This is a genomic window from Actinomyces sp. Z16, from assembly GCF_003111765.1.
In the GTDB taxonomy this organism is placed as follows: domain Bacteria; phylum Actinomycetota; class Actinomycetes; order Actinomycetales; family Actinomycetaceae; genus Actinomyces; species Actinomyces glycerinitolerans.
On sequence record NZ_CP027862.1, the window covers coordinates 2,410,586 to 2,429,701 of the forward strand.

At 66.2% G+C, this 19,116-nt stretch carries 12 protein-coding genes and 3 pseudogenes; 1 reads left to right on the forward strand and 14 read right to left on the reverse strand.

Going from position 1 to position 19,116, the window contains the following annotated elements; translation table 11 throughout:
• Window positions 1–28: 28 nt before the first annotated feature.
• From C3B71_RS10010 to C3B71_RS10080, 14 genes and pseudogenes are all read right to left on the reverse strand, one after another.
• Window positions 29–850 (reverse strand): aldo/keto reductase, encoded by an 822-nt coding sequence (locus C3B71_RS10010; RefSeq protein WP_108967815.1) that lies wholly within the window; start codon window positions 848–850, stop codon window positions 29–31.
• A gap of 401 nt (window positions 851–1,251) precedes the next feature.
• Window positions 1,252–2,601: a polysaccharide biosynthesis tyrosine autokinase gene (locus tag C3B71_RS10015; protein ID WP_108967817.1), complete on the reverse strand. Its 1,350-nt coding sequence runs from the start codon at window positions 2,599–2,601 to the stop codon at window positions 1,252–1,254.
• A 189-nt stretch (window positions 2,602–2,790) separates the two neighbouring features.
• A complete protein-coding gene (locus C3B71_RS10020; RefSeq protein WP_108967819.1) occupies window positions 2,791–3,732 on the reverse strand; it encodes an ATP-grasp fold amidoligase family protein in 942 nt (313 codons plus the stop codon).
• A gap of 240 nt (window positions 3,733–3,972) precedes the next feature.
• On the reverse strand, window positions 3,973–5,400 hold the full coding sequence (locus C3B71_RS10025; protein WP_181574886.1) for a lipopolysaccharide biosynthesis protein: 1,428 nt from the start codon (window positions 5,398–5,400) through the stop codon (window positions 3,973–3,975).
• Window positions 5,387–6,373 (reverse strand): polysaccharide pyruvyl transferase family protein, encoded by a 987-nt coding sequence (locus C3B71_RS10030; protein ID WP_234415880.1) that lies wholly within the window; start codon window positions 6,371–6,373, stop codon window positions 5,387–5,389. The genes C3B71_RS10025 and C3B71_RS10030 overlap by 14 nt, the downstream gene beginning before the upstream one ends.
• Window positions 6,370–6,804: a serine O-acetyltransferase gene (locus C3B71_RS10035; RefSeq protein ID WP_108967823.1), complete on the reverse strand. Its 435-nt coding sequence runs from the start codon at window positions 6,802–6,804 to the stop codon at window positions 6,370–6,372. The genes C3B71_RS10030 and C3B71_RS10035 overlap by 4 nt, the downstream gene beginning before the upstream one ends.
• Window positions 6,804–7,910 (reverse strand): EpsG family protein, encoded by a 1,107-nt coding sequence (locus C3B71_RS10040; protein ID WP_108967826.1) that lies wholly within the window; start codon window positions 7,908–7,910, stop codon window positions 6,804–6,806. Before C3B71_RS10040 ends, C3B71_RS10035 begins: the two co-directional genes overlap by 1 nt.
• Window positions 7,911–7,915: 5 nt before the next feature.
• Window positions 7,916–9,064, reverse strand: a complete 1,149-nt coding sequence (locus tag C3B71_RS10045; protein ID WP_073333237.1) for a glycosyltransferase family 1 protein — start codon at window positions 9,062–9,064, stop codon at window positions 7,916–7,918.
• A 70-nt stretch (window positions 9,065–9,134) separates the two neighbouring features.
• On the reverse strand, window positions 9,135–9,893 hold the full coding sequence (locus tag C3B71_RS10050) for a glycosyltransferase family 2 protein (protein ID WP_073332842.1): 759 nt from the start codon (window positions 9,891–9,893) through the stop codon (window positions 9,135–9,137).
• 17 nt (window positions 9,894–9,910) lie between these two features.
• On the reverse strand, window positions 9,911–10,597 hold the full coding sequence (locus C3B71_RS10055) for a sugar transferase (protein ID WP_073332840.1): 687 nt from the start codon (window positions 10,595–10,597) through the stop codon (window positions 9,911–9,913).
• A 650-nt stretch (window positions 10,598–11,247) separates the two neighbouring features.
• Entirely contained in the window at window positions 11,248–12,036 is a 789-nt protein-coding gene (locus tag C3B71_RS10060) for an MBL fold metallo-hydrolase (RefSeq protein WP_108967828.1), read from the reverse strand.
• A 113-nt stretch (window positions 12,037–12,149) separates the two neighbouring features.
• A pseudogene (ileS, locus tag C3B71_RS10065) lies at window positions 12,150–15,508 on the reverse strand (isoleucine--tRNA ligase).
• Between the two features lie 372 nt (window positions 15,509–15,880).
• Window positions 15,881–16,411: pseudogene (locus C3B71_RS10070) on the reverse strand (transposase); the annotation flags it as partial.
• Between the two features lie 507 nt (window positions 16,412–16,918).
• Window positions 16,919–17,674, reverse strand: coding sequence for an integrase core domain-containing protein (locus tag C3B71_RS10080; protein WP_108965259.1), 756 nt, complete (start codon window positions 17,672–17,674; stop codon window positions 16,919–16,921).
• Between C3B71_RS10080 and C3B71_RS10085 the strand changes: the two are divergent.
• A pseudogene (locus C3B71_RS10085) lies at window positions 17,673–18,933 on the forward strand (IS3 family transposase); the annotation flags it as partial. The gene C3B71_RS10080 and the pseudogene C3B71_RS10085 sit on opposite strands and share 2 nt — an antisense overlap.
• Window positions 18,934–19,116 lie beyond the last annotated feature (183 nt).

Below are 19,116 nucleotides of genomic sequence, written 5' to 3' on the forward strand. Positions count from 1 at the left end.
CCGCCGGCGTGCGTACCGCTGGCGCGGCTCAGTAGTGTTCCTCCGTGGACATCGCGGCAGGCCATCCGCTTTGAGAGCGCTTGGCGTCCTGGGCTCGGATCGCGCCGAGTTCCTCGTCACTGAGCCGGAAGTCGAAGATGTTGAGGTTCTCGCGGATGTGCTCCGGGTTGAGCGACTTGGGGATCGACACGATCCGGTTCTGCGTGAGGAAGCGCAGCAGCACCTGCGCCGGGCTCTTGCCGTGGGTCCGGCCTATCCGCACCAGGACCGGATCGCGGAGCATGCCCGACTGCCCCTCGCCGAGCGGCGACCAGGACTCGTGGACGATCCCGTGGGAGGTGAGGAAGTCGTGCATGCCCCACTGCTGCCAGTACAGGTGGGTTTCGATCTGGTCGACGGCGGGGACGACGTCGGCTGTGTCGATGATCTCCAGGACCTGCTTCCGGTTGAAGTTGGACAGGCCGATCGCGCGCAACTGGCCGGTCCGGTACGCCTCCTCCAGAGCCCGGTAGGTGCCGCGGCTGTCGGCATTGGGCCAGTGGATGATCATCAGGTCGAAGTAGTCCAGCCCGGCGGCCGCCAGGGAATCCTCGATGCCCGCGCGGGTGGACCGGTAACCGCTGGTCTGGGTCTTCGAGGTCATGAAGATCTCCTCGCGGCCAAGCCCGGATGCGCGTACCGCGGCCCCGACCTCGCGCTCATTGCCGTAGTTCTGAGCGGTGTCTATGAGCCGGTAGCCGGCGTCCAGGGCGTCGGCAACATGGCGCTGGGTCACGCGCCGCGGGGTCAAATAGGTGCCGTAACCCAGCACCGGCATCACCACTCCGTTGTTCAGTTCGACGTACTCCATGGGAATTGGTCCTGTTCGGTTGAAGTGTTCCTGGTTCTCAGATCGACTTGCCCAGCTCGTAGGCCTGCCGGGGATTGTCACCGAGCCGGCTGACCAGCCGGGCCCCGCCGGCATGGATACACCCATGGTCGCGCCAACGCACGTAGTCGGTGAGCATCCAGTGGTAAACGGGATACTCCGGTTTGTGGGGGTGGGTGGCGCGCGCCCGGGCGCCCCGCCGGGGGACGGAATGTCCGAATCCGGCACAAAGGCCGTCGACGACCGCAGGGGCCGATTTGAAAACCGCATGATTCCAACGTTCTTCCCATGGCCGCCGGCGACGGCGGAGTCGTTTATGCCGATCCTGGACACTTTGGGCAACCACGCACGGGATCGCCCCGAAGCCGGTCGCCTCGCGCGGGTCAGGACTTTCGGCGTCCCTGATCAGCAGCACGTCTACGCCCGCGGCGGGATGCCGGCGCGCGGTTGAGGACGGTTCCAAGTACCTCGGCTCCGCCCTGCTCGACTGCCAGCACCGCATCGTTCAGGTCCTCGCCGGTGGTCCGCGCCGATCGCACGACCATCAGGACCCCGTCGGCTTGTTCGGCGAGAATCGCACCGTCGGTGAACTGCAGCAGCGGCGGCGAGTCGATGATCACCGTGTGTGCAGTACTCAAACGCTGCAAAAGTGCGGACATGTCGGCGGACGCAAGCAGCTCGGACGGGTTGGACGGAGTCGCGCCGGCGGGAAGAATCTCCAGCCCGGGCGTGGAGGTGCTCACCAGTACCTCCTCGAGGCTCGCCGCACCCTCCAGCAGTTGCGACAATCCGGGGCCGTCCTCGGGCAGTCCGAGAACGTGGGCCAGGGAAGGGGCGCGCAGGTCCCCCTCGACGAGGACGACCCGCCGTCCCAGCGCGGCCATCACGCGGGCGAGGCCTACCGACACCGTCGTACGCCCCTCCTGCCTCCTCGCCGAGCTCACGACCAGTACCCGGATGTCGCCCTTCGGTCCGACGTGAAGCAGATTGGTCCGCAGGCGACGCAGCTCTTCCTCGGTATCCGGGTCGGCACCCCGCAGCGGGCCGTCCTCGGCGATCGACCTCGACGATGGGACGGCGCCGAGTGGCGCGGCGCGGCCGGCTGCGATGACAGCCTTCGCGCCGTGCATGCGCCTGTCCGACAGCTCGCGGAAGATGATCCACAGATATCCGAGCACGAGGCCGCCGAGCGCACCCAGACCCAGGTAGGCCCAGGCGTTCGGCGAACGCGTGACACCGGAGAGTCTGGAGGGAGTCATGAGGATGACCTCCACCGGCGAGGTCTCGCCCTCGAGCTCGCTGACCTCCTGCGCGGCCTGGAGGACCGCCTCGTCCGCGACCGAGCGCGCCTCGGCCGCGGAAGTCGCCGTCGCCGACACGCTTACGGTAGCCGTGTCCTCGGCGTGCGTCGCCGTCAGCGACTGAGCGACACTCGCGGCCGTCGCATCCAGACCAAGCGCGTCCACGACCCGCTGGCCGACCGCCTCCGAGGTGAAGACGGGAACGATCGCCGTGATCTTTCGGGGTGCCATCTGGGTTGCGGCGTAGTGCGCCTCCGTGTCGTCCTGCGCTCCGACGGGCACATTGACCCGGACGTAGGCGACTGCGGAGGCGGTGTAGGTGACCGGCGTCACCCGCACCACGACGGCGGCGGCAAGCACGCAGGCAACAATCACCGCCAGCAGCACGCCGGCGCGCCGACGAGTCAGGGATATGAAGCTCTCCAGCGTCATTTCGCATCACCGACTTAGGATCACGACAGGGAGGAACGGCGCCGTCAGACGCAGAAATGTAGTCTTCAGGGAGCACGTGAACGAACACGCCGAGCCTAGCACGCAAGATCCCCAAGCACCTTCATGGCGAGCGAACTCCACTCGCCTTGGCATGTGACCGCGCCGAACAGCGGATCGGCGCCGCAGCGTTTACAGCATGACCCCCTTAAACGGCTTCTTTGACGGTAGAACGAGCCTGTCACCAAACTCCAGGTTGTAGCAAGCGGGCCGGAAATGGGCCAGGCCGTCCGCGTCCGTGAAGGTAATCTCCCCGAAGTAGACGCGTCCGTCCACCTCATAGAAGTCGATTCTGGCGCAGGCGAACCCCTTGCCGAGCCGCTCGGCGACGGCGAGCATCTCATCGAGCCGCTCCGGAGCCGGCACATCCCCAGAACAGCGCGATTCACAGATGTACTCGAACGGTGCCCTGGTCCAGTCAGGCAGGTAGGTTCCCCGGCACACGCCGTCCGGGCCCCGGTCGACAGTGAACGCGAACTGGACGACGCCGTCGAAGGTCATGAACTTGTAGTCCCGCAGCCCTCCAGAAGCGTCCTGCAGGTATTGCTCGCACACGATCCGCGGCTCGCAGAACTCGTAGTGCATTTCGAAGCCGCCCTTCATCGCCTGCCGACGCTTCAGCCAACCCTCCAAGCGGCGCCGACAACCGGCAACGTCGAGCTCGCGCTTGTCGCGGACGACGATGTTCCAGCCTGAGCCATGGGTGGCCTTGAGGACGAAACTGTCGGGCAGCGCGTCGAAATCGATCTCCTCGGGCGAGTCCCAAACACCCAGCAGGGGAACCAGGTAGTCCTCCCCCACCGTTGCGCGGACCCACTCGCGCACAAGGTACTTGTCGGCGAGACGACCCTTGAGCGGGGTGGAGTCATAGAGCTTGAGCCAGTTGATCTTGTCGGTCATCGAGCGGGGATGGTCCAGATCGCAGGCGCGTCCCTTGAGCAGGCAGTGCCACCGCTTCAGCTCGGCGCGGTACCGAGAAGGATCAAGACCGCAATTGCGCCGGTAGACGGCCTCCTTCAGCCAGGTCTGTGCCGAGCCGGGCATAACGGCCACGGCCACGCCTTTGACGCTCACGATCAAGACTCCAGGGATCGGTATCGGCCACCCGGCGCCGATGCGTCGGATGCGGAACACGCGGCGCGAGCTGTTGAGCAACGGTGTAATACCGCCTCGGCTCCACCGCCCGAGCGGCCGCGCAGCCATAGAATTATCGCCCAGGCGGGCCCGTCATGTCGAATAACAGTGGGCGTGTTCGCCAACATATCGGTCACGATGCTCACACCTCGATACCAATTGCGCGAATAAGGGGATTTCTTAGCGACTTCCCGGACGCCCCATGAACGCCCGCCTCACGCGCAAGAACGACTCACACAGTACCCCGACGTCGCTCACAAAAAGCAGCACCAGACACGCTCCGGCGAATAAGACCGGCCACATGCTTCCCTCGCACGACATGCAAATAGACATGACCGAGAGGAGCAACAGCTGGTAGGCAATTCTCGCACGGTCGATCGGCATGTCTATCCGCGTGGCGATGTCGCGTACACGGACCAGGAGAACGATCGCGTATGCCACCACGCCGGCGACGCACGCCCCCCAGGGCCCCATCGCCGGTACGAGCGCGACTCCCAGAAGCAGGTTTACGGCCGCGCCGATCGCAGTCGAGATCATCAGCATCCGGCTCTTCATGAGTGCCTGGTAGAACGTGCCGAAGAACACCGACATGACGCCGAAGGCTGCGGCGAGCATCAGCAGCGGCACATAGCGCCAGGCATCCTGGAACTCCGACTGCAGCAGTAGCCCGGAGATCGGCCTGTTGAGTACTATCACCACCCCCGCCATCGAAAGCGTCACCAGGGAGTACCCGCGCAGCACGCGCCCAAAGAAGGACCCACTATCGGCCGCACCGATCTCCCGGGCGGTTGAGAATTGCCAGGCCTGCTGAAATACGGAGCTGACGATGTTGATCAGCGACGGCATCTTGGTTGCCGCCGTGTACAGCCCGGCCGCAGCCAGACCACTGCCCCACACGACCACATAGCGGCCCGATACGCTCACGATCCACCACGACAGGAGATTGGGGACCAGGGGGAGGCTGTAGATCAGCATCCGGCGTAGGAGCGCACCGTCGAACCGCAGCGGCGCCACGAAACGGTACTCCGCCGAGCACACGAATGCGGCGGCACCGGCCACCACGTATCCGATCGAGTACGACCACAGGTATCCGGCGACGCCGGCGCGCAAGTGAACGAGCAATGCGTACGTGGCGATAACGAGGACGAGGGCGTTTATGAAGCCGTACCCGACGAATCGCCGCACGTGCCCGAGCCCGCGCGCGAACTGGCTGGTCGCCTTGTAGATGCAGGCAGACGCGAATAGGAAGAAGAAGGGCACGGCGTGGGCGTAATCAAAGATCCTCCAGGCCAGCGTCGATAGAACGGCCGCGACGAGGATCCCGCCGCCGAGAACCAGGACCGAGTTGCAGAACAGCTCCCCCTTCCCCACCGTCTCGTCTATCGAGAAGCGGTACAGCGCCTCAATGACACCGAGCGACGCCAGCGGCAGAACGATCTCGATCCCACTGTTCAGCAGCTCGGCTGCGCCATAGTCCGAGGCGGTCATGGCGCTCGTGTACAACGGCATGAGCACCAGCGAGACCACCTTGACCGCCAGGCTTCCCAGGCCGAAGATCACGGTATTGCCGAGGAGCTCCGCCAGGCGGCCCCGACTACGACCCGACATTGAACTGGGCCTTCCACCGTTCGATCAGGGCGAAGTCCAGACCATCCAGCTTGGTCTCCCACCTGTCCTCGATCATCCGGGGCAGCGCGACGGTGATGTCCGGGCGCTCGACTAGCGTGAGCGAGTAGTCCTTACCCATCTCTCGCGCACGGTAGTCGATCGAGATGATGATCGCGCGGCATCCCTGCTGGAGCGCGAATATGCCGCCGTGGAGTCGATTGCCCACGTAGTCCACCCCGGTCTCCAGAACGGCGCGGTAGGCATCGACATTCGGCGGCACGACCTCTATGCCGGACATGTCGCTCAAGGAGCGCAGGTAGGCGAGGTCGTCCACGCCCTGTGGCCAGAAGCAGATTCTGCGATAGTGCTCTCGCAGGATCCCGATCATCGCCGCATCATTGTCCCGGTCCGGCTGATAAGAGGTCAGAGTGAACACCACCGTGGAGCTCTTGGAATGCGGGATGCTCGCGCAGTGCTCGGGAGTCAGTCCCCACAGCGTCGGACAACCGGTGTTCCACGCCCTCAGGCCGATGGTCTCTAGGAGCCGCTTGGTTCGGTCGTCGCGTACGGAGTGCACGACGTCGTGCGCCAGTACCTTCCTGAACAGCGCCCGCGTGTAGAGGTTCACCGAGGCGCTGTTGACGCCCGCCCCGACTCCAAGGCACACCGTTCCCACCGCCAGGCCGCAGTTCAGGTAATTGATGTTCCAGGCGGGCAGCGGCCGCAGCATGTTGGTGTACATGGCGTTCGTGCCGCACAGGAATTTCAGATCCGCGGTCTTGAACGGGTCGAGCTTGCGCCGACAGAGTAGGTACTGCAACGGCGTATGGGTCGGGGTGTGCGAAGCCATGCGCATGACATAGTTCGATGCGAACAGCTCCGGCCAGTTGGCAGCGATCGACCGATTGATGATCTCGTCGCCCATGTTCAAAGAGCCCACCGACGTGTCAAGGAGCAGGATCCGCTTCATCATGAGTCTCCCCGCCCGCCCTCGAGGATCCGCGCCGGCACGCCGACGGCGGTGGCGCCACTGGGCACGTCATGGATCACGACCGCCCCGGCACCGATCACGGCGTCATCGCCTACCGTAATGGGCCCGAGGATCAGCGACCCGCATCGAACGGTGGCGCGGTCGCCGAGCCGCGGTAGGACGTTGATTCCCTTGCGCCTCCCGATTGTCACGTTCTGTCCTGCCTTGCAGTTCTCGCCGATTTCCGCAGCAGGATGAATGACAGCCCCCAGCGCGTGGTGGGGAAAGAGGGTTCCTTTTCCAATCTTTGTGGCATAGGGAACGTCACACGCGAAGACCACCCGCATCACTCCTCTGATCAGGTGCGCCGCCGGACGCAGCCCGTGCCGGGCGCACCGGAGGGCGGCGAAATAAGAAGCATGGACGGGATTCATTACCAGACTCCTTCCTCAAATACCGTTCGGTAAGGAAACAGGGTGTACCAACCGGGTCGATATAGAAGCATGATCGTCATACTCACGAAGGCTATGAGTACGAGCAGCACCGAGACGTACCAGTTCCGCAGCCCCGGCTCGCGGGCGACGACATTCCCCAGGCCGACGACCATCGGGAGCGTCAAATACATCTCGAGGCGGTCGAGCAGGTTGAATCCGAGGGAGACGATCATGATCCCGGCGTCGACGACGGCGAAGGTGACCAGGATGCGGGTGGCCCCGGTCTTGTCCGCCGCCACCGCGGAGTTCCATCCACACATCGCCACCAGACCGATCATGAGCAGCCGCACCCCCACCCCCATGACCGTGGCCATCCTGACGCCGCCCTCCGCGTACTGCGAACTCAGGTAGTGGCCGTAGTACGCAGAGAATACGGAGGCCTTGGTGAGGACCAAGCTCAGGCAACCGGTGCAGGCGCCGATGACCGCCCCCCATTTGACCCAGTCCAGGAAGCTGTTCAACCTCAGCATCGGAATGAAGTAGGCGGCGAGCAATAGTATGGCGGAGGCATGGAACTGCGCAGCAAGTAGTATCAGAATGAGGTAGCGCACGAGCCGCCGCTCCATCAGAGCCGGTACGGCGAGCAGGAATATGGCCGCCGCGATGCCCTGCCGGGTGGCGAGCATGATGTCGTAGAACACGGACATGCCGAAGGCCAGGAGCAACGCCAGCGGGTTCGACCTCGCATACCTGTGGATGAAAAGCACAACCGACCAGAAGGAGAAGATGGAGACTACTAGCAGCAGCACATTGAAGTCGTCCGTGATACGGCTGATCAGGTAGTTGACGACCACGTATCCGCGTTCGAATCTGCTGACGGCAAAGGCCTCCGACAGGCCGTCCGTGTCAGTAATCTTCTCGAACACGTCGTAGTACCGGCTGGTGTCGTTTCCCACCGTTCTGGCACGCAGGCCCGCCATCGCCACGAACAGCAGCCAGGCGACGAGCAAGGGCGCGGTCGACTTGCGGCTCCCGTCTTCACGACGACCGCCGAGCAGCCCGCCCACCAGGGCCAATATCCCGAACAGAGCGTAGTGAACCCACATGGCCGTTACTCGCCCCGCGCCAGGGACAGGTAGCGCCGCGAGAGCGCCCCGGCCTCTGCGGCGACGTCGAATCCACTGCTGCGCGCCTGCTCGACGCCCTGCGCCCTGAGTGCCTCGGTCCCGGCCTGCGGGAGCACGTCCCTGACCCGCTGCGCCCAGTGTCCGGCGCCGAGTTCCAGCGCCAAGAAGGAACAGTCGCCAATGGACACCTCCTGCGGCACCCTGTCGGAGCAGACCAGCGGCAGACCCGCGCACTGCGACTCCACACCGACCATCGGCAGCCCCTCGAAGCGGGAGGGCAGCATCAGCACATCCATCGCCTGGTAGAGCGCCGGCACATCAGACCGGTCACCGAGGAACGTCACGCTCCCCGACAGGCCCCGCTCGCCGACCAGGCGCTCAATGTCCCCACGCAGCGGCCCGTCGCCTACGAGCAGCAGATGGCAGTCGGGCTCGAGTGCGAGCAGCTTCTCGAAGACCGCTACCAGGAACCGGTGGTTCTTCTCCTCGCTGAAGCGACCAACGTGCCCGACGACCTTGAGCCCGTTAAGGCCGAGTTCCGTCCGCTTCGCGTCCCGCATGCGCTGATCGAAGCGGTATCTGTTGACCTCCACGGCATTGGGAAGCACCTCGAACTGGCCCGCGCCGAACAGGAACTCGCCGGCGCTACGGGAGCAGGCCAGCCGCACGTCGGAGTAGCGGCCCATGTTGCGGCAGACGATCTGGTTGCGTATCGAGTTCAGTCTCGAGTCGGAGTACGCCGTGGAATGGGAGTGCACGATCATGGACCTCACGCCCGCTCGGTGCAGGACCGGGTAGATGAAGCGGGCCAGCACCGGATCGTGAAGGTGCACGACGGGGTACTGCCCCGGATGCTCGTGCAGCAGCGTCGCGAGCTCCTTGCGGATCCGCAGGATGTTCTTGCCCGCGCGCCCGGGGAAGCACCTGCCCCCGAGCGACTCGATCTCCGCGCGCCGAGTCTCATCGGGGGTGGCGTAATAGTAGAAGTCGAATATCACCCGGCGCCGGTCGACGTTCCGGAAGTAGTTCATGACGACACTCGTCACGCCGGAGCGGCGCGAAATTGAGGAGTTGATATGCAGGATCCTGAGTGGGCCGCCGACGCCGACCTCCCGCCGAGTCCGATTGTCCATGGTTGCCTTCATCCTCTTACGATTACTCTCCCTGCCCGACGCGTCCCCGATACGAGCGATCGTCGAGCACTCACTTCAGCCTCAGCACCTTGATGACACCCCAGGCGCACACGTGGAATACCGACCGCACGACGCTCAGGTGCTCAATATCTCGATACAACCTCCAGTGATACTTCACCAGACTGAGCTTGTTGGCGGATATCGAGTCGCTGCGGACCCGGTACTGGGCGAGGACATCAGGGATACCCCATATATACTTCTCCCTCTTGAGCATGCGCAGCCACAGGGCGTCGTCATTGCGTTTCCGGATGTCAGGGACTTCGAATTTGCCTAGTCGAGACACATCGTACATCACCGTGGAGTTCCCCACCGGGCAGTCCAGCAGGAGCCGGTTGTAGCCGACTCGCCTCGGACTGGTCAGGACCTTGCCGGTGGGAGCCCCGTGCTCGTCCACCTGTTCGTACGCGGTACAGCACAGGGCGACGCCGTGGCTGCCCATGAACTCCAGCTGGCGGGTCAGCTTGTCCGGATGCCAGAGATCGTCGGCATCCAGGAAGGCCATGTATTGCCCCCGGGCCATCTCCATCGCGCGGTTGCGCGCCATCGCCGCACCGCTGTTGCGCTCCAAGCGCGTGCACCGCACACGCGCGTCGGCATCCGCCAGCAGCCTCGCGCGCTCGAAGGTCCGATCGGTGGAGCAGTCATCCACAATCAGCAGTTCCCACGAGGTATAGCTTTGCGCCTGCACCGATTTGACGGCCTCATCGATGAAGCGCTCCGCGTTGAACGCCGGCATGATGATCGACACTAGTCCGGGCACCACTGCCATTACGCCGTCTCCTTTCTTCAGTGGGCTCCGAACACTGCGCGCACCGTGGCCAGAATGATCCGTAGATCGCGACCGATGCTGAACTCACGAATATCGTCCAGGTTGAAACACATCTTCGCCGGAAGAATCTCCTCGATGTAGGCCCTATCTGCATCCGCGGCCGAGGTCAGTAACAGCGCCTCGTCCTTGAACTCGATGCTCGCGGTGGAGGTCACTCCCGCAGGAAGCAGTAATGTGGCTTTCATCTCCTGCGTGTACTCGCGCACATACTCGGGAACCTCGGGCCGGGTCCCGACAAAGGTCATGTTCCCTTGCAGAATGTCTATGAGCTGGCTGGTCTCATCTATCCGGTAACGCCGCATGAAGGCGCCGACCCGGGTGATACGGGGATCGGCGTGCACCGTCACCTGTGTCCCGGGTTCGCTCGGACGGTCCACCATCGTGCGAAACTTGTGGATCTTGAACTCGCGGCCGAAACTGGTCACCCGTTGTTGCCGGAAAAACACAGGGCCGGGCGAGTCGAGCTTAATGATCAGCGAAAGCAGGACGAACATCCACCCGAGCGCGACCAGCATGAGCCCGGCTCCAACAACATCGAACAGCCGCTTCAGCCGCAACTGCCCTTCATGCGCAACCAGGTGATCGTAATAGGGACGCACGGCGTCGTTCTGCATGTCCGCCGGGAGGTCGGACCAGGCGGGCATTGCCGCGCGACGTCCCCGCCTCGCGCCGACGGTGCCCGCCCGCCGTCGCGGCGCACCGCTCCGCCTCCCGTCCTCACGCCCCGGATCGGCAGTCCCCTTCGCAGTTGCCGCGGGTCCACCCCGTTCCGGCATGGGGTTTGCGCCCGCCCGGAATGAGGAATAGCCGCCACGCATAAAACTACGTCGACAAGGCGAGAAGTGGTTATCAAGGCTCATTTCAGGGACCACCGGGGATTGAATCAGGAGGGGCGCGCACGACCGCGTGGGGCGAGCAACGACAGGCTTCATGGATGGTTTTCGCTAATGCGCGGGACGCGGCACACAGCAATGAACGCACCGACATACCGTTTCTCAGCCCGCGACGTCACTGCGCGGGCGTGAGGGGCTCATGCCTCCTTATTCGCCAGGGGACGGCGTTGACAGAGCCATCGTCAAACGCCGAATAACGCTCGCAACCTACGTCCCAAGTCGCCCCGAAGCAAGTAGCACAGAATACCGTTACCCTCTTGGAACTATGGAGGCAATTATTGCGCTTCACGCCACCGGCTAGGCGCGTCCCCCGCCTGCCCGGACACGATCGGGCGCCACGCCGGGGCCGGGCTGCAAGCGGCGTGCAACCCCGCCCCGATTCGGGGCCGGCACCCGGTTGCTCATTCGCCGATGGGGCAGCTCCACTCCCCCTCGGGGGTGCGGTCCATCCGATCCAGGATGCCGGCATCACGGAAGGCCCGCAGCGTGGCTCCGGGGCCGTCGACGAAGTGCTCCCAGCCGATCTGGTGGGCGACGACGACGTGCGGCGCCCCCAGCACCTGCGCTGCCGCGCTGGCCCGCTCGGCGGACAGGCTCAGCGGTCGCCCCGCGAACTTGGCGGGCACGGTCGCCCGACCGGCGTTCAGCACCGCATGGCCGATGCTCCCGAAGCGGGCCTTGACCTGTGCGATCAGCTCCAGGGAGGCGTTGTCCCCGGTCAGGTAGATGGTGGTGCCGGGCGTCTGGATGACGAAGCCGGTGACCTCGCAGTTGACGTGCCCGGCGGCGTCAACCTCCCCGTCCGCGGGTCCGTGCTGGGCGGGCACGGCGGTGACGGTGACGCCGTCCCCCACCACCACGGACTGCCACGGGACCAGCCCCTCGGCGCCCGCCCCGAGCTGCCGGGCCGAGCCGGGATTGGTCAGCAGGCGCGGGGCGGCCAGGGCGAAGACACGCCCGGAGACGTCGAGGTTGTCGGCGTGATCGGCATGGCTGACCAGCACGACGTCGACGTCCGCGAGCGCCTCGGCCGCCACGGCCGGACCACGGGTCTTGCGCAGGGCGCCGTAGTCGGTGGGCGGGTCGAAGGTGGGGTCGACGACGAGGCGCAGGCCGGCGACGTCGATGGCGACGGTGGGCCCGCCAACCACGAGGAAGGCGAGGTTGTGACGTGGAAACGGCGAGCGCATTATTGGGGTCCTTTCCGCGAGCGCGGTTGGGGTGGCTGGGATGGCGCCGCTGCCGACACGGGCTCGGCCTCCTGTCGGCAGCGGCGCGGGATGGTACTCCCCCGGCTCGGTCCTCAGGCCCGCGCCACGGTGGCGCTGGGGGTGTCCACGTCGGCGGTGATCACTTGCAGGTCCACACAACTGACCTCGCGCTTGATCAGGTCCAGGTGTGCGCCGGTCCAGGCGTTCTTGTCCGCCGGGATCGTCAAGGTGGCGCGCGCCGGCTCGCCGACGTTCAGGCCGGTGGCCTTGCGCTCATCCATCAGCAGCCGCACCAGGTCGCGGGCCCAGCCCTCGGCCTCCAGGTCGTCGTCGAGCGCCGTGTCCAGCACCACGAAGGCGCCCGAGGGCAGCACGGTGGCGGACAGGGCGTCGTCGTGCACCTCGATGCGTGTGGACAGCGTGAAGGCGGAGTCCTCCGCCTCCAGCACCACCGGGGAGCCGTCGAGCAGAACCGTGTCGAAGCGAACGTCGCCGTCCTCGGTGACCTCCCACTCCCCGCCTTGACGGCGGTGAACAGCTTCGAGGCCAACTTGCGCACCTGCGGAGCGAAGGCGCGCGGGTTGAGGGTCAGCTCCTCGGTCAGCTCGTAGCCGGCGTCGGCGGCGTCCAGCACCCGCACCTGCTTGACGTTGACCTCGTCGGCGATCAGGGCCGTGAACGGCGCCAGGCCCGCCGGGTCGGAGGTGGCGATGGTCAGGGTCCGCAGCGGCTGGCGTACGCGCAGCTTGTCGGCCTTGCGCAGGCTCAGCGCGGCGGACACCGCGTCGCGCGCCTGATCCATGGCGTCCACCAGGGCGCCGTCGGCCACATGCTCGGGCAGGACCGGCCAGTCGGTCAGGTGCACGGAGCGCTCCCCGGTCAGGCCGCGGTAGATCTCCTCCGCCGTCAGCGGGGCCAGGGGCGCCATCACCTGCGTCAAGACGCGCAGCACGGTGGCGAGCGTGTCGAAGGCGGGGCGCGCGACTTCGGCGCCGCCGTCCACGAACCGCGACCGGGAGGTGCGCAGGTACCAGTTGGTAAGCACGTCGATGAACTCGCGCACCGTGTGGGTGGCGCCGGTGACGTCGTAGGCGTCCAGCTGCGCGGCCACGGTGTCGGTCAGGTCCTTGGTGCGGGCCAGGATGTAGCGGTCCATCACGTCGAGGGAGCCCTTGCGGCCGAACAACGAGGCGTCGGCCAGGTCCACGCCGTCGGTGAGGTAGCAGCTCCCCGCGTCCCCCGCCTGGGCGGCGTACAGGGCGAAGAAGTACCAGGTGTTCCACAGCGGCAGCATCACCTGGCGCACCGTGTCGCGGATGGCCTTGTTGGTGACGGACAGGTTGCCGCCGCGCACCACCGGGGAGGACAGCAGGAACCAGCGCATGGCGTCGGCGCCGTCGCGGTCGAAGACCTGCTGGACGTCGGGGTAGTTGCGCAGGGACTTGCTCATCTTCGCCCCGTCGTTGCCCAACAGAATGCCGTGGGAGACGCAGGTGGTGAAGGCGGGCCGGTCGAACAGGGCGGTGGCCAGCACGTGCAGCGTGTAGAACCAGCCGCGGGTCTGGCCGACGTACTCCACGATGAAGTCGCCCGGGTTGTGCGACTCGAACCAGTCCACGTTCTCGAACGGGTAGTGCACCTGGGCGAAGGGCATGGAGCCGGACTCGAACCAGCAGTCCAGCACGTCGGGGATGCGGCGCATCATGGACTTGCCGGTCGGGTCGTCCGGGTTGGGGCGCACCAGCGTGTCGATGAAGGGCCGGTGCAGATCCTTGACCTCCACGCCGAAATCGCGCTCCAGCTCCGCGAAGGACCCGTACACGTCGGTGCGCGGGTAGGCCGGGTCGTCGCTCACCCACACGGGGATGGGGGAGCCCCAGAAGCGGTTGCGGGAGATGGACCAGTCGCGGGCGCCGGCCAGCCAGTTGCCGAAGATGCCGTCCTTGACATGCCCGGGCACCCAGGTGATCTCCTGGTTGAGTTCGACCATGCGGTCGCGGATGGCGGTGACCTTCACGAACCAGCTCGAGACGGCCTTGTACATCAGCGGCTTGCGGCAGCGCCAGCAGTGCGGGTAGGAGTGCACGTAGGACTGCTGGCGCACCAGTACGGCGCGCACGGCCGCCTCGCGGCGGGCCAGCGGGCCGGTGCCGTCGCGCAGGTCGGTGATGACCGGCTTGTTGGCGTCGAAGATGTGCATGCCGGCGTAGTCGGGGACTTCGCTGGTGAACACGCCGCCGTCGTCGACGGGGATGACCGTGCCGATGCCGTAGGGCTGGCAGGAGTACATGTCGTCCTCACCGAAGGCGGGCGCCAGGTGCACCAGGCCGGTGCCCTCGGTGGTGGTGACGTAGTCGGCGGTGATGATCTGCCAGGCCGCCGGCCCGGGGGCGGCGCCCTCCGCGCGGTGGGCGGCGTCGTCGTAGTAGTCGTAGATGGGCACGTAGCGCACGCCGACCAGGTCGGTCCCCTTGTAGGTGGCCAGCACCTGCGGGTCCTCGCCCAACTCGCGGGCGTAGGTGCCCAGCAGGTCGCGGGCGAGCAGCACATCCTGCCCGGCGACCGGGGAGTCGAGGTCGGCGTCCACCCGGACGGTCACGTAGTCGACGTCGGGGCCGACGGCGACGGCGGAGTTGGACGGCAGGGTCCACGGGGTGGTGGTCCAGATCAGCGCCAGCTCCGGGGCGGCGTCGGGGTGGGTGTCATCCAGGCGCCGTTCCAGGCGCAGGCCCACCGTGACGGTGTTGTCCTGACGGTCCTGGTAGACGTCGTCATCCATCTTGAGCTCGTGGTTGCTCAGCGGCGTGCGGTCGTGCCAGCAGTAGGGCAGCACCCGGTAGCCCTGGTAGGCCAGGCCCTTGTCGTACAGGGTCTTGAAGGCCCACATGACCGACTCCATGTAGGTGGGGTCGAGGGTCTTGTAGTCGTTCTCGAAGTCCACCCAGCGGGCCTGGCGGGTGACGTAGTCCTCCCACTCCTTGGTGTAGCGCAGCACGGAGGTGCGGCAGGCCTCATTGAACTTCTCGATGCCCAGCCCGCCGGGGCGGGTGATCTCGGTGACGTCGTCGATGCCGAGCTCGCGCTGCGCCTCCAGCTCGGCGGGCAGGCCGTGCGTGTCCCAGCCGAAGCGGCGCTCGACGCGGCGGCCCCGCTGGGTCTGATAGCGGCCGACCGCGTCCTTGACGTAGCCGGTCAGCAGGTGCCCGTAGTGGGGCAGGCCGTTGGCGAAGGGCGGACCGTCGTAGAAGACGAATTCGTTGGAGTGGCCGTTGTCGTCCAGCGCGGGGCGGGCGTCGATGGAGGCCTGGAAGGTGCCGTCCTGCTTCCAGTAGGCCAGGACGTCCTCCTCGATCGCCGGGAAGGAGGGGGACGGCTCGACCTTCTGGCCGGGGCGGTGCAGGGGGTAGAAGGCGGCGCCCGCGTGCTGGGTGCCGGTGGGCTCTTCGGCCATTTGTCTTGCCTCGCGTCTCACTCGTAGTCGTTTGCGCCCGTTGGGGCGCGGGATCCACGAGGACGACGCCGCTCCGACCGCCGATGACCCGGCGGCGGTGCCGCACCGCGGTACCACCTCGCTTGCCCCCTCCGGCAGTGCCGGGGTGGGCCGCTCGATTCGCAGCTGTGACGGGCTGTCCCGTCCGGTTCTACTGGGGGCAGCGCGCCAAATGTGAACGCGGCCCGGTTCTTCCGGAGGCTCGCCGGTGATGGCCGGGTCGGCGCCTGTGGCGGTGAGTGTAACCGCGCACCGCGCCCCCGGCCATCCCCGGGCGGCTCCAGACGGCGTCATCCTCGCCACATCCCGGGATCGCGGGGCCCCTGTGTGGTTTGTCAAGCGGCGGTGGGCGAGGGCGAGTACGACCTGGTTGTGGCGCTTGCCCTGGGCGCGTTTGCGGTCGTAGTAGGCGCGGGATGTGGGGTCGGAGCGCAGTGAGGCGAAGGCTGACAGGAACATGGCTGGCTTGAGGCGCTTGTTGCCCGCGTGACAGACGCACCTCACCCCGGATGGAGGACCCCGACCGCCGGGTGACTGGTGTCAGGCCGACGTATGAGGCCAGCTGGGCGCCGGTGGGGAAGGCTCTGCCCGCGGTTTCGGCCAGGAACACAGCGGCGGCCGGGACCCCCACCCCGGGGCACGGGTGGTCAGGGGCCGGGCAGAAGAAGGATGGGCCACCCGCCAGGGCCACTATCTCGGGCGGCGACATCGTCGCGTTGGGCGCGGGTGGGCGATGAGCTGGCGAGCCAGCTCCAGGTCAAAACCGGTCAACATCGACAAGGACGCGGCGTCCTCATCCGAAGTGCTGATGGACCTGAGCGTGTGGGGCATGGTGCGGGCAGCATCCGCGATCACCGCCGCATCGCGGGCCTCGGCATGCTTGACCTTGCCCACGCCCGAAACCGACGAAGACCTCGATATCGTCAACCTGCATGACAGGCTCCCTTACTTGGCGTCTACGTGGCCAGCCCTCGGACGATTGATCCCGCACCCACGCCTGCGAAAGGACTCCAAGGCAAAACCCCTCGGTCCGTTCCCCTAATCAGCGCTTCCCCATCCGCCCACCACCGGTGACACCCCCGGATCATTCGGTAAGACGGGAGCAAGACACCCGCGCCGGCCGCCGCTGGCCCAACCGCGAGGCGGTTCCCCACGACTACCAACTAAGTTCCGGGCGGGGCTCGCAGTAGGGTGGCAATTCCCGTAGGGATCCCTTAAGCGGCGGGACGACGCTTGGTACCCTGACCCGACGGTTCGTACTTTCCGGTGGACGCTTCGTACCCTCCGGTGACGGTTCGGCACTCCAGGGTACTGTGCTGTCTCCACACTTCTGGGACGGTTGAGTCTCATGACTTCTGGGACGGTTGAGTCTCATGGGTTTTGGGACGGTTGGGAGCGGGGTGAGCGGGGTGGCCTGCTGATGATTCTGTTGGGTGGTTTGGAAGCGTTGATGGTGGCCCGGCTGTGGGTCTGTGCCTGGGTGGGCTGGGGCCAGGGAATCGCGGCGAAGTGTGTTCCGGCCTGGTCGTAAAGGTCCAGGCGGGTGGGGTACTGGCGGAACTCGATTCTCTGGCCGGCCATGAAGGAACCGACGTAGATGATCCGGCCCTTGTAGGTCACGCTCCCGTTGCTCAGGGCCTGTCTGCTGGTGATGGCCGGGTCGGTGCTGGCTGCCTGCGGCAGGCTCAGCGGCACCGGCCCGGATAGCGCGTCAAGGTTGATCGGGGAGGGATTGGGCAGGGCCCGGGGGACCTGGTGCCACACGCGTATGGGGGTTATGGCTATCCCCAGCCCCTGGTGCTGGCGCTCGGTGTTGTAGTAGGCGGTGAAACACTCCAGGCCGGTGTTGAGGTCCTCCAGGGTGGTGTAGGGGTGCGCTTCCAGCCACAGCTGGAGGGGCTTGTGGGAGCTTTCGACCTTGCCCTGGGTCTGTGGGTGACCGATGGCGCCGCTGATCGGACGGATCCCCAGGCTGGCCAGCCACCTCTCTGTCCGCCCGAATCCGGTGGTGCGGTGAGTGTTGAAAGCCCTGCCGTTGTCGGTCAGGATGGCTGCGGGCCGCCCCCAGGAGTCTGAACTGCACCGGGTTTGATGGAGGCAGTGAATGCACGGAAGGATCACTGTCATGAGTGCACCGAGGAAGTACCCTGAGGAGTTGCGGGAGCGGGCTACCCGGATGGCTGTGGAGGCCCGCCGGGACCCCGAGAGGTCTAAGGGGGCGATCCGCAGGATCGCCGAGGAGTTGGGCGTCCACCCCGAGGCGCTGCGTACCTGGGTCAAGAAGGCCGAGATTGACGCAGGCGCCCGGCCGGGAACCACGAGCGAGGACGCCCAGCGGATCAGGCAGCTGGAGGCCGAGAACCGCGAACTGCGCAGGGCAAACGCGATCCTGAGGAGCGCGTCGGCTTTCTTCGCGGCGGAGCCAGGCCGCCCGTCCCGCTGATCTGCGAGATGCATCGACTCCCACAGGGAGGAGCTGCGGGGCCTGTGCCGGTTCTGTCAGGCGCTGGCCAGCGCCGATGTCAAGATCGCCCCGAGCACCTACTACGCAGCCAGGAGTCGTCCCCCATCGGCAAGGACGGTGCGCGACCAGGCTCTGAAGGCCGAGATCGGGCGGGTGCATGAGAACAACTACTGCGTACTGGGCGCAAGGAAGATGCATGCGATGCGGGGCCGTCCCGAGGAATCCGCCCGGCACGGCCTGGGGCATGTGGCCCGCTGCACCGTGGAGCGTCTGATGCGGGACATGGGCCTGCACGGCATCCGCCGCGCCAAGTCGCCCAGGACGACCCGGTCCGTACCGAAGGACGCATGCCCGGCGGACCTGGTCAAAAGACACTTCAGCGCCTTCAGGCCGAACGAGCTGTGGGTGGCGGACATTCCCCCACTACGTGGGAGGTACCCCCACCTACGTGCGCACCCTGTCGGGCTGGGTGTATGTGGCCTTTGTCACTGACGTGTACTCCCGTCGGATCGTCGGCTGGCAGACGTCAACGAGCTTGTACACCGATCTGGCGCTGGACGCTCTGAAGATGGGTATCTGGCAGCGCCAGCGCGAAGGAGCCGACCTTACCGGCCTGATCCACCACTCCGACCGCGGGGTGCAGTACCGGGCGATCCGCTACGGGCAGACCCTGTCCGACTGCGACGCTGTGGCCTCGGTGGGCTCCAAGGGAGACTCCTACGACAACGCGCTGGCCGAGGCCCTGAACTCGCTCTACAAGGCCGAGCTCATCCGCAACCACAAGTACCTCGACTCCCACGGGCCCTGGGAGGGCATCGACGATGTCGAGCTCGCTACCGCCGAGTGGGTGCACTGGTTCAACACCGTCCGGCCTCACTCCGCCATCGACATGCACAGCCCCGTCCAGCACGAGCAGGCATACACCCCACCACCACCAGATACCACCGACACCGCCGACGCCCAGGACGTCGGCGAGCAGACCACCAGCCAACCCCAGCCGGCGACCGCCGGCGCCAGATAAAACAGCCTCCACAAAACCCGGGGCTTGACAGTCGAACGCCTCGGACAGGATTTGGCGGGTGGCCTCATGCGTCTCCCCGCCCCA